The following is a 16,103-nucleotide window of genomic DNA, read 5'->3' on the forward strand; positions in this document are numbered from 1 at the left end:
CAACGTAGAGAAAATTGCAGCGTGTCCTTGCCTCGAAAAACCAGACGCTGCTCAATCCTCGGGATACTGGAAGACGGCGTCGAGACCGACCTTGAAGGCTCGCGCAATCTTGAAGGCCACTTCCAGCGAAGGCGAGTACTTGCCCTGCTCGATGGCGATAATGGTCTGCCGGGTCACGCCAACCTGACGGGCCAGTTCGGCCTGGGTCATCTCGCCGGCATGAAAGCGCAGGGTGCGGATCTCATTGGTGATGGGGGTGGACTTGGCCATGGTCAGACACTCCCGCGATAGGTCAGGAATTTGACAAGACTACTGACGAGGCCGGCCAGCATGGCTCCGACGAACAAGGCATTTGCCGCCCAGAACGGTTCGAATTCCAGGACCAGCAGCATCAGGGCGATGAAGGCCGCGCCATGCATGACATGCCCGCCCCAGGCGTCACCGCGTCGCTCGGCCGCATGGTCACGCTCGTCATCCACGACACCTGCTTCTTCCAGCTCGTTCCGGTTGGAAATGGCAGCGCGGACGATGTCGGCAATCAGGGTGCCCACGAAGACTACGACCGCGATCGCCATCTCGACCTTCCAGGAGACCTCATCGAGAGGTCGACTGAAGACCTGGGGGACGACCCGGATTAGATACCAGCCCAGGGCCAGGATCGTCCCGAGCGCGACGGCGCGGTTCATTCTTTCAAGGAAAGCGGGCATCACACGCCCCTCCGATAATCGATGAACTTGGACACACCCTTGGCCAACTCGCTAGCAACCAGTCCGGCCAAGGCGATATTGGCGATCAGGTGGAAGGGCTGGGCCGTCATGGCCGATCCCATGGCCAGCAGGGTGAAGAGCGCCAGCACGAAACCGCCGCGCTTGTCGCCCCGCATGTCGATCATCCTGTCACGCTCGTCCGCCGCTTCGTCGGCCTCGGACGGCGCCGAGATGGCGATGGCGATGTGCGCGATGATGGAGGCGATGATGATCGCACCGACCGTCATCAGCATTTTCGAATTTGTCAGGTCCAGCGCGACCTCCGGATCCATCGACCGGCTGAACAGGACGTCGGCGGAGCTGGCAAAATACCAGGCATAGACACCCCCGGTCAGGACCAGCATGGCCACATTGCTTTTCTCTCGGAAACCCATGTCAAACACTCCATTCCTTGTGTTTAATATTTTTTACATTGCCACCTATGTAAGCGCCTGCAGACACGGTGTCAAACTTTTCGGACATCATGTCATAGAAAAAGGACCCGAAACTTCGGGCCCTTTCGTATATTCTTTTGAAAATCAGACCCTTGCGAGTACGCCCGCGAGCCCCTGCTCGATCAGTTTGATCGTCTCGGCAACGCCGTAAATGGCGACGAATGACCCGAAACGCGGGCCCTGGGACTGACCCAGCAGGACCTCATAGAGAGCCTGGAACCAATCGCGCAGGTTTTCGAAATCCTGGGTTTTGCCGGCGGCATAGACCTCATCCTGGATCTTCACCGCATCGCGCTCATCACGGTCCATCGCCTTCAGGCGGGTCAGCAGATCCTCCATCGCGGCCCGCTCCATGTCGGAGGGCGCGCGGAATGATTTGGTGGGCTTCACGAAGTCCTGGAAATACTGGACGGCAAATCCGGCGAGCTGGTCGAGCAGCGGATGGCTGGCCGGCGTGGCGCCGTCGACATAGCGCCCGATAAAGCCCCACATCACGTCCGTATTATGCGCCGAAGCGGCCGAGGCGAGATTGAGCATAAGGGCGAAGGAGATCGGCGAGGTATCCGTTGGCGGATTGCCGTCATGAATATGCCAGACCGGGTTTTCCAGCTGCTTGGCCGTGTCCTGGCCAGCATAGGCCGCCAGATGCTGCATATACTCGTCAACCGCCTTGGGAATGACGTCGAAATACAAGCGCTTGGCCGTCTTCGGCTTGACGAAGTTATAATAGGACAGGCTTTCCGCCGGTGCATATTTCAGCCAGTCCTCGACCGAGAGACCATTGCCCTTGGACTTGGAAATCTTCTCGCCCTTCTGGTCCAGGAATAGCTCGTAGACGAATTGCGTCGGCGGCTCGGCGCCAAGGATCTTGCAGATGCGCGAATAGATCGGCGCATTGGTCTGGTGATCCTTGCCGAACATCTCGAAATCGACGCCCAGCGCCGCCCAGCGCATGCCGAAATCCGGCTTCCACTGCAGCTTCACATGACCGCCAGTGACCGGAAGCGTCGTCTCGGTCCCGTCTTCATCGTCAAAGGTGATCGTGCCGGCTGTCGCGTCGACCGCCTTCATCGGCACATAGAGGACCCGACCCGTCTTCGGCGAGATCGGCAGGAAGGGCGAATAGGTCGCCTGGCGTTCCGCCCCCAGCGTCGGCAGCATCACCGCCATGATGTCATCATAGCGTTCCGCAGCCCGGCGGAGCATGGCGTCATAGGCGCCGGACTTGTAGAGCTCGGTCGCCGACTGGAAGCTGTAGGTAAAGCCGAACCCGTCGAGAAAGCCGCGCAGGCGGGCATTCATGTGCGCACCGAAGCTCTCATGCGTGCCGAACGGATCGGGCACCACGGTCAGCGGTTCCTGCAGGTGCTGGTTCAGCATGTCCTGCTGCGGCAGGTTGTCGGGCACTTTGCGCATGCCGTCCATGTCGTCAGAGACACAGATCAGCTGCGGCTCATAGGCGCCGCCGGTCAGCGCGTCGAAGGCGCGCAGCACCATGGTCGTGCGCACAACCTCGCCAAACGTCCCCATATGCGGAAGCCCCGACGGGCCATAGCCGGTCTCGAACACGACCGGCCCGGATTTTCGCCCCAGCTTGTCCAGACGCTTCTTGAGCAGGCGCGCTTGTTCAAACGGCCAGGCTTTCGCGTTTTGGGCAAGATCGGAGACAGACATCCCGGGCAACTTTCTCATCACTGTGAACAGGAGCTCGCGAGGTAGAGGGGAAGCGCAGGATGGTCAAGCGGGCGGGGCTTGGTGGGGGCCTATTCCCTCTCCCTTGGGAGAGGGTCAGGGTGAGGGGGAAATCCCGGTGGCGGTGAGCTGATCCCCCTCATCCGCCCTTCGGGCACCTTCTCCCGGGGGAGAAGGTGTGGGAGCGGCACCCCACACGACGAGCCCGTGACCCAAAAGCCACACCAAGACCCGATCCAACCCCACCGTGTCGATTTCGCCTTGAACGCGAACTCGGACGGCGTCATAAGCCGCCTCCCGTTAACCCCGCCCCGGACCGAGCCCATCGGTTCTGCGCACATGAAGAGACGATCATGAACCCAGTTCAGACCCGATATCGCCTCTCCCGCCCGGTCTATTGGCCGGCAGCGGTTGTGCGCGCGGAGGAAGACGCTTTCACCCGGTAGACTGGCCCCACAGTCCCGGTTGTTGGCCCTCCCGAGCGCCCGCTCGAGGAGGGTTTTTTGTATTCTGCGCTGCCCCTCTCCCCCCGAAAGGCAGCCGGAATGCAAATCCCAGGGAGGGAGTGCGACCCCCGACGCACTCCCTCCCGTCAGGGGCCAACCCGTCGGCGCTAGCGCGCGACCTCGTCGAGCGACCAGCCCGCCTTGCCGCTGAGCTTGCGAGCGAGGAGGTGGATGAGCAGACCGACCGGCCCGAACAGGAAGGTCAGGAGGAGGGCCGGTGTCACGACCCAGCGGCTCAGCCCGATGCGGCGGGCATCGCGGGCAATCCACGCACCGACGAAGAGGTCAAAGACCAGGAAATGCACCCAGCCGGTCAACAGACCGACCGGATGCGAGAACAAGGCCTGCACCGCAGCGAGGCTGGACATGCCGGCTTGAGGGTCAGACTGGCCTGAAATCCCCAGCGTCAGGAAGGTCAGATAGATCGCCGACAGGGTCAGCGGGACCAGGGCCGCATGCACCAATCGCTGGGTCCACACCCAGCCGGGCGCCAGGATGAGCAGGAGCCAGGCCGGCACCACCGAAACATTCAGGACCGTAAACATGGTGTCGTACATGGCGCCTCGCCCTTCTGCTTGATCGCCCGACATCACCCCGATTCGCCCGAAGCACGGATATGGCTTGTTACTGACTGACTGGTCAGTTATAAACACGGTATGATCACACGCCCTGCCCGTCGCCGTCGTCCGGAAGACCGCCCGGACGAGATCCTTGATGCCGCCCTCGCTGTTTTCTCGGCCAAGGGGTTTGCGGCCGCGCGGGTGGAGGACATCGCCCGCGAGGCCGGCCTCTCCAAAGGGGCGGTCTATCTCTACTTCCCGTCCAAGGAAGCGATGCTGAACGGGCTGGTGGAACAATCCGCTGGCCAGCTCGCCAAGGCGGCCGAGCAATTGGTGGCGCTGGGTGCACCCCGGGATGCCGAGGCTGCTTTTCGCAGCCTTCTGCGCATGCTTTTCACGGCCATGAGCGATCCGGACATCAATGCTGCGCCCCGCCTGGTCTTTGCCGAGGCCGGACGTTTTCCGGAGATTGCCGCCCATTATCGCAGCCAGGTCCTCGACGTGGCCCGACGCGCCTTGCGGTCCCTTTTGGCAGCAGGTGTCGAGAGCGGCGCCTTCCGCGATGTCGACGCCGATGCCTTCATGCGCATCACCGCCGGGCCGGGCATCGCGCATATGGCGCTGACCTCGATCTTTCACTTCCCGCCGGACCGGCTGAGTGATCCGGCCGAGATGGCCGACGCCCTCGCCGATATTCTCCTCAATGGCCTCAAGCCGCGAGTTCCCGCCTCATGACCCGTTTTCCCGTGATCGCCGCATGCCTCGCCCTTCCCCTTTGCCTGGCCGCCTGCTCGTCAGAACCGGACGCCACGCTGCACGGCTATGTGGAGGGCGACTTCATCCGCATCGCGCCGCAACAGCCCGGCCTGATCATCAGTACCGCCGCGCAGGAAGGCGGTCCGGTAGCGGCCGGCGATGAGCTCCTGCGCCAGGACGCGACCGCGGAAGTGGCTGCCCTCGCCGCAGCCTCGGCGCGCATCGATGCGGCGACAGCCCGCTATGATGATGCCCTGGCGGGCGCCCGCGATCCGGAGATTGAGGCGGCGCGTGACCAATTGCGCCAGGCCCTCGCCGCCCAAAGCGATGCCGCCCAGGCGCTCGAGCGGAACCAGGCCCTGTTCAGCGACGGCCATATCTCCCAGGCGCGCCTCGACACGGCGCGCGCCGCCGCCGAGACCGCAGATGCGCGGGTCGACGAAATGCGCGCCCGCCTCAATATCGTGCGACTGCCGGCCCGCGCCGACCAGCTACGCGCGCTGCAGGCGGAAATTGCCGCGGCCGAAGCGGAGCGCGACACCGCGCTCCACCGGCTCGACCTGCGCACAATCAGCGCGCCATCAGACGGCCGGATCCATCGACAGCTTCGCTTCGCCGGCGAACAGGCGGGGCCCAGTGCTCCGGTCTATGAAATCCTGCCCACCGATGCCGTGCACGCGCTCGTCTTCATCCCCGAACCGCAATTGGCCAGCCTGCCGGTGGGGACGCGTCTGGCCGTCAACTGTGATGGCTGCGCGGCGGGAATGCGGGTCACCATCGCCACGATTGCCGACGAGGCGGAATTCACCCCGCCCATCCTCTATTCCGACGATGAGCGCGCCCGTCTCGTCTTCCGCGCCGAAGCCCGGTTTGACGGCACGCCGCCACCGCCCGGCACGCCGCTCTTCTTCGAGCCTTTGCCATGAGCGAGGCGCTCGCCATTGATGTGAGCGGGTTGAGCAAGTCCTTCGGCGGCACCAAGGTCGTGGACGGTTTCGACATGCAGGTCCCGCCGGGCAAGATTTATGGGTTTCTGGGCCCCAACGGGTCCGGAAAGACGACCACGATCCGCATGATGTGCGGCCTGTTGCGGCCCGATGAAGGCGGCGGCACGGCGCTGGGCCTCGACATCCTCCGTCAGAGCCGGGAGATCAAGGCGCGGGTGGGCTATATGACCCAGCGCTTCTCGCTCTATGGCGATCTCACAGTGCGCGAAAACCTGACCTTTATGGCGCGCCTGCACGCCCTGCCAAAGGTCCGCGATGTGGTCGAACAGGCGCTCGAGACCTACGACCTCGCCCCGCGCGCCAAACAGCTCGCCGCCAATCTGTCCGGCGGCTGGAAACAGCGCCTCGCGCTTGCCGCCGCCTCGCTGCACGAGCCGGGCCTGCTCCTGCTGGACGAGCCGACCGCGGGGGTCGATCCGAAGGCCCGACGCGATTTCTGGGATCGCATCCGGCGTCTGGCGCGGCAAGGTGTGACCGTGCTGGTCTCGACCCATTACATGGATGAGGCGGTCCAGTGTGACAACATCACCTTCATCGCCTATGGCCGCAAACTGATCGATGCGCCCGCCAGCGAAATTCCCGACCGCATCGGCCTCAAGACAATCCGCATTGAAGGCCAGGGCCTGCAACCCGTCTATGACGCGCTGGAGCATGCGGAGGGGGTGGATCAGATCGCCCGCTTCGGCGCCGCGCTGCATGTCTCGGGGCGCGATGAATCCGCGCTGGACGCCGCCATCGCCTGCTATCGCGATCAGGACGGGCTGACAGTCACTACCGCCAAGACCGGGCTGGAAGAGGCCTTTATCTGGTTGATGACCGGCGCCGAGGACAATTTCAGATGAAGGGCCTCTCCCGCATCCTCGCCATTCTGGGCAAGGAATTCATCCAAATGCTGCGCGACCGGCTGACCTTCGGCATGATGGTCGGCATTCCGGTCATGCAGCTCCTCCTGTTCGGCTATGCCATCAACACCGATCCGCGCCATCTGCCGACCCTGGTCGAGATGGGCGATAATGGCCCGGCCAGCCGCGCCATCCTGCAAGCGATGGAGACCTCGGACTATTTCGACCTGATCGGGACGGTCGCGTCGGGTGCCGCGGTGGAGAATGCCATGCGTGATGGCGAGGCGGTCTTCATCGTGACTATTCCGCCCGGTTTCGAACGCGCCCTGGCGCGCGGGGAGCGGCCGCAAATCCTGCTCGATGTCGACGCCACCGACCCGGTGGCCGCCGGGGCTGGCAGCAGCGCCTTCCCGACCATCGTCCAGCAGGCGCTCGCCCCTCTGCTGGGCGAGATGGCGCCGCCCGTCGAGACGATCATCCACCGGCGCTATAATCCGGCCGGACGGACGGCGCTCAATATCGTGCCCGGTCTGCTCGGCATCATCCTGACCATGACCATGGCGATGATGACGTCGATGGCGCTGACCCGCGAAGCCGAGCGCGGCACGCTGGAGGCCCTGCTATCGACCCCGACCCGGCCGCATGAAGTGATGATCGGCAAGATCACGCCCTATGTCGTGGCCGGCTTCATCCAGGTGGCGATCATGCTGGCGGGAGCGCGCTTCCTGTTCAGCGTGCCCTTTCTCGGCTCGCCGCCAGCCTTCCTCATTGCCGTCTCGCTCTTCATCCTGGTCAATCTGGCGCTGGGCTTTTTGTTCTCGACCGTGGCGCGCAGTCAGATGCAGGCCATGCAGCTGACCTTCTTCGCCTTCCTGCCCTCCATCCTCCTGTCCGGCTTCATGTTCCCCTTCGCCGCCATGCCGCACTGGGCCCAGATGATCGGCCAGGCCATCCCGGCCACGCATTTCATCCGGGCGGTACGCGCGATCATGCTGAAAGGGGCCGGGCTGGATCATGTCTGGCCACAAATCTGGCCGCTGATGATCATCTTCGCCGTGATCGCGACGGTGGCGATGCTGCGCTACCGACAGACACTGGATTGAGGAAGAGATCAGTCCGCCCACTCATCATCGAAAATGCTCTCAATGGGTTCGCCGAACAGGCGAGCCAGTTTGAAGGCGAGCGGCAGGGACGGGTCGTACTTGCCGGTCTCCAGCGCGTTGACGGTCTGGCGGGAGACATCGAGCCGTTCGGCCAGGGCCTGCTGACTCCACCCCTTCTCGCCGCGCAAGTCCTTGAGCCGGTTCTTCATCGCACCTGGACCTGCTGGACGGCGGCCGCAAGCGAGTGCACGACGGCCGCCAATGGAAACAGCATGGTCATGTTGAGCGGTTCCATGATGCCGTAGATCTCGGCCACCCCGAAGATCGCGCTGAACAGGAGCATTGCCAGCATCGCAATCGCCGCGGCGCGGACCTGCATGCGGGCCAGCATCTCGTCGATCGAGCGGACATAGCGAATAACTTCATAGCCATAGATGAGGAGCGGGAGACAGGTCAGCGCCACCAGCGGCCAGGCCGAAACCGCATCCCATCCATTCAGGGACGGGTTCACCAGCTTGTCGATCGCAACCAGGATCGCGGTGAAGGCGATCATCGCCACAAAAGTGCGCAAGAAATAGCGCCGGGCTACCGAGTTCTGTTTTTCACTCGCACTCATGACACATCCTTGTCGCGGCCGCTGAACAGAAGGGTGAAGATCCGGGCGATCGCCATCACGCCGAGAATGAAAACCGTCAGGCCGGCCATTTTCATTTCCGGGGACAGGCCCGCAATCACATCCCGCACCATGTCAATCGAGGGCCCGATCATGCCGGCCAGGAATATGGTCGGCAGGAAGACCACGGCGAACAGGGCCAGGGAGACCAGGCTGGGCGGATCTCCGGCATCGCCGAAATCCTTCATCCACTCGCGCATTGTCATGAGAACCTCCTTCAGGTCTGTAAAGTGACCTTGACTATATGGAGTAAAGGAAACTTGTCGTCAAGGGTGCTTTACAAAAACAGGCATAAAGAAAGGCGCCCGGTCGCCCCGAGCGCCTTTCCCAATTCGTGTCAGATGCGCCTACTCGGCAGGCTCATCCACCTTGTTCGGCTGCTTGGTCACCCGCAGATAGGGCTTGATCTTGTTGTAGCCAGCCGGAAAAAGCGCGTCGGCTTCGGCGTCCGAGATGGACGGGACCACGATCACGTCCTGGCCGTCTTCCCAATTGACCGGCGTCGCCACCTTGTAGCCGTCGGTCAGTTGCAGGCTGTCGATCAGGCGCAGCACTTCATTGAAGTTCCGGCCGGCGCTAGGCGGATAGGTGAAGGTGGCGCGGATCTTCTTGTTCGGGTCGATGATATAGACCGAACGCACCGTCAGCTTGGGATCGGCATTGGGGTGGATCATCGAATAGAGCCCGGACACGGAGCGATCCGTGTCGGCGATGATCGGGAAATTCATGCGGACATTCTGGGTTTCCTCGATGTCCTTGATCCAGCCCTTATGGTCCTCGACGCTGTCGACCGAAAGCGCAATCGCCTTGGCGCCACGCCTGGCGAACTCATCCTTCAGTCTGGCGGTGAAACCCAGCTCGGTGGTGCAGACCGGCGTGTAGTCAGCCGGATGGGAGAAGAAGATCACCCAATCATCACCGATCCAGTCGTGGAAACTGATCGGACCGTCACTTGTCTCGGCTTGGAAATTCGGGGCGATATCGCCCAACAGCAGACCCATGTCTTTCTCCTCGGTTCAAAACGCGATGAAACTGGCCTAGGAGTAGGTGCGCCTTGTCCGCCGGGAGTTCAAGTCCCGCTCCGGCCGGTGCAACCGAATGTGAACCAGCCGGCCACGGATCCAGCGAGCGGACACCATGACTGCCACCCTCATCCTGATGCGACATGCCAAGGCCGTGGACCGGCTCGAAGCCGAGGACGATTTTCAGCGCGGCCTGACCGCGCGGGGACGCAGCGATGCGGCCGATGCGGCGGACGCCCTGAGCGCAGCCGGGCTGAAAGCCGACATCGCCCTCGTCTCGCCGGCCTGGCGCACCCGCCAGACCTATGACCAGCTCCTGCCGCAACTCGGCGCTCCACAATTGGAGGACCCGATGGTCCTCTATCACGCCTCCACCGATATGCTGGAGCGCGCCACCCGCGATGTGCTGGCGCCCAACCGCACCATTCTTCTGGTCGGGCATAATCCGGGCATTGGCGGATTTTCACACAAGCTGGCCCAACGGTGCAACGCGACACGCCGATTGCCCGCCGGTTACCCCACCGCGACCGCCTGCGTCTTCGAACTGGCCGATTGCGACCTGGAGCAGCCCAGCCTGGTGACCTGCATCAATCCCAGGGCGTAGAGCGTCGCGACTCGCCTTATAAGTGCATTCATGCTTTCCTGCCCGCAATACGGGTGACGGGGGAGGTGCGTGATGGCCTTGCTGGACGGCGAGACGGAACTGGCGCGACAGGCGGAGAATGCCGGGCGACCACGTTGGCGGCCCCTCGGCGGGCGGGCCTTTCGGCCGACCCGGGTCGCAGCGCCACCGCCTAGCCTGGCCCGGATATGGAGCGAAACCGCCGCCCTTGGCTTGCCCCGGCGCGCGCCCGAGATGAGCGCCTTTGGGCCGGTCTCTCGCAAGGCCGGGCGGATCGGTCTGGCCGCACTCGCGGTCTCGGCGGTGATTGGCGCCTTGCTGCCCGGCCCTGCGCTGGCTGTGGCAAGCCTGGCTTGCTGCAGCCTGTTCACAGCCCTCATCGTCCTGCGCATCGGCGCGATAAGTCTGGCACCGGAATGGATGCAGGGCCCCGCCTGTGCGGACCAGGACCTCCCGACAGCCACTGTCATGGTCGCGCTCTATCGGGAAGCCGCGGTCCTGCCGCAACTGGCCGCCTCGCTCGCTGCCATTGATTATCCGCGCGATCGCATCGCCTTCAAGCTGGTACTCGAGGCCGATGACAAGGCCACGATCGACACGGCGCGCGGACTGGCCCTGGATGACCGCTTCGAGATCGTCATTGTCCCGCCAGGCGAACCCCGGACCAAGCCGCGCGCCCTCAATTACGCCCTGCGCCTGTGCCGCAGCGAGCTGGTCACCGTGCATGATGCCGAGGACCACCCGCATCCCGACCAGTTGCGGCGGGCGGCGGAAGTCTTCCGCGTCGCCGATCCGCGCCTGGCCTGCCTGCAGGCGCCGCTGAACTGGTATAATCGCCACGAAACCTGGCTGACGCGGCAATTCGCGCTGGAATACGCCGCCCATTTCCACGCTCTCCTGCCGCTCTATCAGCGACTGGGCTGGCCACTGCCCCTGGGCGGGACCAGCAATCATTTCCGGCGCGACGCCCTGCTGGCCCTGGGTGGCTGGGACGCCTGGAATGTCACCGAGGACGCCGATCTCGGCCTGCGTCTGCACGCGGCCGGTTGTCATTGCGGCCTGATCGAGCCCCTGACCGAGGAGGAAGCACCGCTTCGTCTGTCACCCTGGATCAAACAACGGACACGCTGGATCAAGGGCTACGCCCAGACCATCGCCGTTCTGCTCGCCAATCCTCGGACACCCTGGCGCCGCGTCTGGCCTGGCGTGCTGGTGCTGGGCGGCGCTGCAGCCTCGGCCCTTTTACACGCCCCGCTCAGCCTGATCTGTCTGGGTGCCCTGCTTCTCAACCCGTCCGCGACCGTGGCAGCCCTGCCCGCACTCGCCTTCATGGCGGTCGGTTATGCCAGCGCAATCGCCTGTGCCGCGGTCGCCGTGCGCCGCGCCGGTTTGCCTTTGAGGCGCCGCGACCTCGCCGCCATGCCGGCCTATTGGCTGCTGCAGACACTTGCAGCCTTGCGTGCGCTGCGCCAACTCATCCTCGATCCGCATCACTGGGAGAAGACGGAGCACGGCGTCAGCGCCTTGACCGGACCATCATGTATCTCGGCCTCACCTCGACCCTTGTCGGACTCGCCCTGTGCGTCGGTCTCTTCCTGCTCGCGCGCTGGCGGGCCGGTCAGCCCGTCCGCCCGGAAAAGGGCCCCCGCCTCATCCCCTGGACCCTGATCGCGATCATCACGGCCGCGCTCTTTATTGCCCTGCTGGTCCACCTGGTCGAACTCGCCGGCGTCGATCCGTCCGAGCTGCGTCCGCGACGCTTCTAGCCCTCCCCCGAACAGGGGGTGCCGCTGCGAGGCGGAGCGGGTATCCTGACCATCAGGGCAGGCCCGCTGCGAAAGGGAGAGCTCGCCATGGCCAAGAAGGGACAAATCAGTCGCCGTTCATTCCTGACCCGCATTGGCGGTATCGGCCTGACCAGCGGCGCGGCAGCCCTGGTCAGCGGTTGTGTGACACAGGGCCCCGGCTATACCGGCTTCACCGACACCGATTACGGACGCTATGCCGACCGGGCCGGCTATGGCCGCGGCGTGCGCCGGGCTCCGACACCCGCGTCGTCAAATCGCCGCATCACGGATGCTGATACCGGTGATCGCGTCGGCCAGGGCCAGGGCGGGCGTCGCGGCAGTTGCACAGACAGCGATACACGGGCCAACAGCAACCGAGCCGACCCCACAGGCGGCGGACGCCGTTGCTGACATCAATCTCGTTCATCTGGCGACTGGAGCGGGTGAAGGGAATCGAACCCTCGTCGTAAGCTTGGGAAGCTTCTGCTCTACCATTGAGCTACACCCGCCTTGAACTCATTCTACACGGAGCGGTGCATCGGGCGGAAGCGCGCATTTGCAGTCGTGCGCCACAAAAAAGGGCCGGCAATTGCCGGCCCTTCCTCGCGGGTTTCAAGCCATCCGTCAGTTCGCGTCCGGCGGATTATGCTCGAACAGGAAACGTTCGAGATTGGTGTAGAGCTCGCGCACATTGTCCACCGTCATCCGGTAGGACTGGTGCGGCCCATCCTCGATTGCCACCAGCTCGTAAGGCTTGCCGGCAGCATCCATGGCTTCGGCCATGATCTCAGCCTGTTCGAACGGAACGATCAGGTCGTCCGTACCATGCACCAGCATGAGCGGGGCCTGGACATCCTCGGCATTCAGCGCCGGCGAGATCCGGGTGATGTACTCGGTCTCACTGCGCCAGTCGCCGATATACTCCGCCCAATAGGTCACGGACGCGCCACCGAAACGGCCCGTCTCGTAATTCATCATGGAGAAGACATCCGACACCGGTGCGCCGGCGATGATGCAGCGATAGAGTTCCGGCGTCAGTGTAGCGCCGGCCAGGGCCGCGTACCCGCCATAGGACCAACCAAAGAGGCAAACGCGGTCTCGATCCGCGACTCCGCTCTCCACCAAGTGGTGCACGGCATCGGAGACATCGTCCTGCATGGACCGACCCCATTCGCCATGCGCCATGGTGATGAAGTTGCGACCGAAGCCGTCAGACCCGCGGAATTGCGGCTGGAAGACCGCATAGCCGCGCGACGCCAGGAATTGCGCCCACGGATCGAAGCCGTAGAAGTCCCGCGCCTGCGGACCACCATGCGGCAGCATCACCAGCGGCAGGTCACTCGCTTCGCGGCCCGGCGGCAGAGTGAGATAGCCGAACAGCTCCAGGCCATCGCGGGCTTCGAAATGCACAATCTCGACCGGCGCGACCGATTCATCCGGGATTCGGTCATAGGCGCCGGCGAGGAAAGCCATTTCCCCACTTTGGCGATCGAGCAGATAATAGCTCCGGCTGGTCTGGCCACCGCTGATGGAAATGATCACGCGGCGGAACTCCTGGTCCCAGCTCGAGATCGAGACATTGGAATCCGGAAAGAAACCTTCCAGTTGCGACTGGATGCCGGCGAAGGTCTCGTCGAAATACTCGACGTGCTGGCGTTCCTCATTCCAGCTTACCCCGATGATGGCATTGGTGCGCCAATCACGAATGAAGCTGCCGACATCGGCCAGATCAGATTGCACGACCGGGCCTTCAATCTCATTGGTCTCGAAGTTGAAGCGGAATACCGCCGAGCGATCTTCATTCACGCGCGAGGTGAAATAGCCGTACTGGCCGGTCGCATCGAGACCCGCCATATTGGTCATGCGCCCGGTCCACCGGTCAGACCGGCGCGCACCGAAGCGGAAACGCTCGCGGGTCAGGTTTTCGTTATAGACACGCTCCCAACCGGATCCATCAAGATTGGCCCAGAGCTCAAACTCGCCATCATCATTCGTGTAGCGAACGACAGGTTCATTGTCCGCGTTCAGGATATAATTATATCCACCCTCGCCGATGAAAATGCGGCGACGGGCGCGATCACGCGAAAACTCCTGGCGGAACAGGCCAACCGCCTGCTCCACACTGTCGCCACCGACGCGCGAGCCCCGATTGTCCTGCAGGACTGCCAGCCAGACGAGCATCGAATCCGGATCGGAGATGTCGCGATTTGCCAGGGAGGCGTACTGGTTCAGCTCCCAGTTCCGGCTACCGTCAGCGCGAATGATATAAGTGCGGAAGACATCCGCCCGCTCACCCATGGATGCGATATCCCGGCGCTCGGAATAGGTCGCCAGCAAATTCTCGTCATTCGCCCAGGAGACAGCCGCCAAAACCTGATCGTCACCGCCATCAATGACCTGCGGCGCTTCACCGACCAGGGAATAGACAACGATGGAGCGCTCGGCGCGGCTCTCACCGGAAATGAAGACAATGCGCTCGCCATTCGGCGAGAGGCTGACCGACGTCATGTTCGACATCGCCGCATAATCATCGATTGATGGCACCTGCGGCTGCGCATGCGCGGTCCCGACCGCCATGAGCAGCATTGTCACGAGGCCTAACAAACGGGCCATACTCCCCTCCCTTACCAAAACCCCACCAAAGGGTAACAGAAGGGTAAGATTTAGCCTCGCGACGCCACAATCAAGGGGAAAACCCAGAAACCCGCCGCTATTCGCTTGTGAAGAATTTCGACAGCTTCAGACTCTGGGCCTGGTAATTCGACGCGACCTGCCCATAGGCGGTCTTCGGCATGGCCAGCATGGGCTCGTAGACCAGACGGGCAATCGGCTGGCCATGCTCCAGGATGAAGGGCACATCGCGACCGCGCACTTCCAGAACCGCACGGGCGCCGACGCCACCCGCCTCGGCCGTGCCGAAGCCCGGATCGAAGAAACCGGCATAATGGGCGCGGAACTCACCGATTTCCGTGGCGATGGGCGCCATTTCTGCCGCCTCGCCGCGTCCGATCTCGACCGCCTCGCGTGAGGCCAGGATGTAGAACTCGCCCGGATCCAGGATCAGGCGACGATCCGGTGCGCGCAGGGGTTCCCAGAACCGGCTGGCCGCATGGCCGCCGATTTTCGCCAGATCAACGAGACCGGAATGACGCCGGGCGCGATAGCCGACAATCCCGTCATTGAAGCCCGCCAGATCAACGCTCACCGTCACTTCGCGCAGCGTCTCGTGGGCACCCTGGCGGAAGCGGATCTGGCTCAGCCGGTCACCCTCGCGGGCCAGGATGGAGAAGGTGCACGGCGAGATTTCCGCATAGAGCGGACCGTCATATCCGACCGGCGCCTGGTCGAAGGCGATGCCATGATCGGTGATGACGCGGGTAAAGACATCGATCCGCCCGGTCGAACTCTTCGGATTCATTGCCGCTGTCAGGCCCGCGGGCAATTTGAGCCCTTCCTGCAGCGGCGCGAGATAGACACAGCCGGTCTCGAGTACGGCACCGGCGCGCAGATCAACCGTGTGCATAACGAGATCATCATCAAGACGCTCCGCCACAGTCCGGTCAGGTCCAGGCAGGAAACTCGCCCGCAGACGCCAGGCCTTGCTGCCCAGGCGCAGATCGATACTGGCCGGCTGGACCTGTCCCTCGGCCAGCGGCGCGTCCGACGTCAGGATGCCACGCCGGACAAGGGCGGCGAGGTGATGATCGGGGAGGATTCCGGTGTCAGCCATGGGTCACGCTCAGCCTGTCTTGGAGAGGCAGATGTCCAACATCCCGCGCGCCCTGTCCAGCGATGCTGACCGTGGGGGTTGAGCCGCCCTGCGCGCAGGTTGATGATAGCCAGCTTGAATTGGCGGCCGGACCCGGACTTGCGGGAAGGCCACAGGGGCATCCCATGTATGAGCACGAAAGTGGCGGAGTGCGGATCAGTGTCAGCCCGGATTATCTCGAAGACGAGAGCACGCCGGAAGAAGGCCGCTATGTCTGGGCCTATACGATCGAGATCGAAAATACCGGCGAACAGCCGGTCCAGCTGATCGCCCGCAAATGGGTCATTACCGATGCCAATGGACACACAGAACATGTCCAGGGCATGGGCGTGATCGGCGAGCAGCCGGTAATCGAGCCGGGCGAGCGTTTCCGCTATACATCCGGCGCGCCTCTGCCGACCCCGTCCGGCTTCATGAGTGGCAGTTATGAGATGCGCCGCGGCGATGGCGAGAGCTTTGCCGCCACCATTCCCGGCTTCTCGCTGGACCGCCCTTCGGACCGTCTCTGGTTGCACTGATCGCGTGACTGCGTCCAAATGACGGCCCCCATTCAGGAAATCATG

General features: G+C 63.4%; 19 protein-coding genes and 1 tRNA gene. 8 read left to right on the forward strand and 12 right to left on the reverse strand.

The genetic code is table 11. From position 1 onward, the window contains the following. Positions 1–51: 51 nt before the first annotated feature. From Q0X62_RS13030 to Q0X62_RS13050, 5 genes are all read right to left on the reverse strand, one after another. A complete protein-coding gene (locus Q0X62_RS13030) occupies positions 52–270 on the reverse strand; it encodes a helix-turn-helix transcriptional regulator (protein ID WP_297736574.1) in 219 nt (72 codons plus the stop codon). Between the two features lie 2 nt (positions 271–272). Next, positions 273–707, reverse strand: coding sequence for a hypothetical protein (locus Q0X62_RS13035; protein ID WP_297736577.1), 435 nt, complete (start codon positions 705–707; stop codon positions 273–275). After that, positions 707–1,141: a hypothetical protein gene (locus Q0X62_RS13040; protein ID WP_297736580.1), complete on the reverse strand. Its 435-nt coding sequence runs from the start codon at positions 1,139–1,141 to the stop codon at positions 707–709. Before Q0X62_RS13040 ends, Q0X62_RS13035 begins: the two co-directional genes overlap by 1 nt. A 144-nt stretch (positions 1,142–1,285) precedes the next feature. Beyond that, on the reverse strand, positions 1,286–2,875 hold the full coding sequence (locus tag Q0X62_RS13045; RefSeq protein ID WP_297736583.1) for a lysine--tRNA ligase: 1,590 nt from the start codon (positions 2,873–2,875) through the stop codon (positions 1,286–1,288). A gap of 631 nt (positions 2,876–3,506) precedes the next feature. Beyond that, on the reverse strand, positions 3,507–3,956 hold the full coding sequence (locus Q0X62_RS13050) for an ABA4-like family protein (RefSeq protein ID WP_297736586.1): 450 nt from the start codon (positions 3,954–3,956) through the stop codon (positions 3,507–3,509). 99 nt (positions 3,957–4,055) lie between these two features. Here Q0X62_RS13050 and Q0X62_RS13055 point away from each other — a divergent pair, with 99 nt between their 5' ends. From Q0X62_RS13055 to Q0X62_RS13070, 4 genes are read left to right on the forward strand one after another with little or no spacing between them, the layout of a single operon-like run. Then, positions 4,056–4,694: a TetR/AcrR family transcriptional regulator gene (locus Q0X62_RS13055; RefSeq protein WP_297736589.1), complete on the forward strand. Its 639-nt coding sequence runs from the start codon at positions 4,056–4,058 to the stop codon at positions 4,692–4,694. Next, a complete protein-coding gene (locus Q0X62_RS13060) occupies positions 4,691–5,641 on the forward strand; it encodes an HlyD family efflux transporter periplasmic adaptor subunit (RefSeq protein WP_297736592.1) in 951 nt (316 codons plus the stop codon). Before Q0X62_RS13055 ends, Q0X62_RS13060 begins: the two co-directional genes overlap by 4 nt. Next, the gene (locus Q0X62_RS13065) at positions 5,638–6,564 is read left to right on the forward strand and encodes an ABC transporter ATP-binding protein (protein ID WP_297736595.1); all 927 of its coding nucleotides are present in this window, start codon (positions 5,638–5,640) and stop codon (positions 6,562–6,564) included. Before Q0X62_RS13060 ends, Q0X62_RS13065 begins: the two co-directional genes overlap by 4 nt. Next, a complete protein-coding gene (locus tag Q0X62_RS13070; protein ID WP_297736598.1) occupies positions 6,561–7,667 on the forward strand; it encodes an ABC transporter permease in 1,107 nt (368 codons plus the stop codon). Before Q0X62_RS13065 ends, Q0X62_RS13070 begins: the two co-directional genes overlap by 4 nt. Positions 7,668–7,675: 8 nt before the next feature. On the opposite strand, the gene Q0X62_RS13075 is transcribed toward Q0X62_RS13070, so the two are convergent. The 4 genes from Q0X62_RS13075 to Q0X62_RS13090 all read right to left on the reverse strand — a co-directional run bounded on the left by Q0X62_RS13075 (position 7,676) and on the right by Q0X62_RS13090 (position 9,341). Then, complete coding sequence (locus tag Q0X62_RS13075) at positions 7,676–7,876, reverse strand: helix-turn-helix transcriptional regulator (RefSeq protein ID WP_297736601.1); 201 nt, start codon at positions 7,874–7,876, stop codon at positions 7,676–7,678. Beyond that, complete coding sequence (locus Q0X62_RS13080; protein WP_297736605.1) at positions 7,873–8,283, reverse strand: hypothetical protein; 411 nt, start codon at positions 8,281–8,283, stop codon at positions 7,873–7,875. The genes Q0X62_RS13075 and Q0X62_RS13080 overlap by 4 nt, the downstream gene beginning before the upstream one ends. Beyond that, a complete protein-coding gene (locus tag Q0X62_RS13085; protein WP_297736607.1) occupies positions 8,280–8,546 on the reverse strand; it encodes a hypothetical protein in 267 nt (88 codons plus the stop codon). The genes Q0X62_RS13080 and Q0X62_RS13085 overlap by 4 nt, the downstream gene beginning before the upstream one ends. Before the next feature lie 141 nt (positions 8,547–8,687). Then, positions 8,688–9,341, reverse strand: a complete 654-nt coding sequence (locus Q0X62_RS13090) for a peroxiredoxin (RefSeq protein WP_297736610.1) — start codon at positions 9,339–9,341, stop codon at positions 8,688–8,690. 136 nt (positions 9,342–9,477) lie between these two features. On the opposite strand from Q0X62_RS13090, the gene Q0X62_RS13095 reads away from it, so the two are divergent. The 3 genes from Q0X62_RS13095 to Q0X62_RS13105 all read left to right on the forward strand — a co-directional run bounded on the left by Q0X62_RS13095 (position 9,478) and on the right by Q0X62_RS13105 (position 12,182). Further along, entirely contained in the window at positions 9,478–9,966 is a 489-nt protein-coding gene (locus Q0X62_RS13095; protein ID WP_297736613.1) for a histidine phosphatase family protein, read from the forward strand. Positions 9,967–10,038: 72 nt separating this feature from the next. After that, positions 10,039–11,652, forward strand: a complete 1,614-nt coding sequence (locus Q0X62_RS13100; protein ID WP_297736615.1) for a glycosyltransferase — start codon at positions 10,039–10,041, stop codon at positions 11,650–11,652. A 185-nt stretch (positions 11,653–11,837) separates the two neighbouring features. Further along, positions 11,838–12,182 (forward strand): hypothetical protein, encoded by a 345-nt coding sequence (locus Q0X62_RS13105; protein ID WP_297736618.1) that lies wholly within the window; start codon positions 11,838–11,840, stop codon positions 12,180–12,182. 24 nt (positions 12,183–12,206) lie between these two features. Here Q0X62_RS13105 and Q0X62_RS13110 read toward each other — a convergent pair. The 3 genes from Q0X62_RS13110 to Q0X62_RS13120 form a co-directional block, all read right to left on the reverse strand. Then, positions 12,207–12,280: transfer RNA gene (locus tag Q0X62_RS13110), tRNA-Gly, on the reverse strand. Between the two features lie 115 nt (positions 12,281–12,395). Next, a complete protein-coding gene (locus Q0X62_RS13115) occupies positions 12,396–14,384 on the reverse strand; it encodes a S9 family peptidase (protein WP_297736621.1) in 1,989 nt (662 codons plus the stop codon). Positions 14,385–14,481: 97 nt separating this feature from the next. Further along, a complete protein-coding gene (locus Q0X62_RS13120; RefSeq protein WP_297736624.1) occupies positions 14,482–15,501 on the reverse strand; it encodes a 2'-deoxycytidine 5'-triphosphate deaminase in 1,020 nt (339 codons plus the stop codon). A 164-nt stretch (positions 15,502–15,665) separates the two neighbouring features. Between Q0X62_RS13120 and apaG the strand changes: the two genes are divergently transcribed. Further along, on the forward strand, positions 15,666–16,058 hold the full coding sequence (gene apaG, locus Q0X62_RS13125; protein WP_297736627.1) for a Co2+/Mg2+ efflux protein ApaG: 393 nt from the start codon (positions 15,666–15,668) through the stop codon (positions 16,056–16,058). The last annotated feature ends 45 nt before the right edge of the window (positions 16,059–16,103 follow it).

This window comes from uncultured Maricaulis sp. (assembly GCF_947259345.1).
GTDB lineage: Bacteria > Pseudomonadota > Alphaproteobacteria > Caulobacterales > Maricaulaceae > Maricaulis.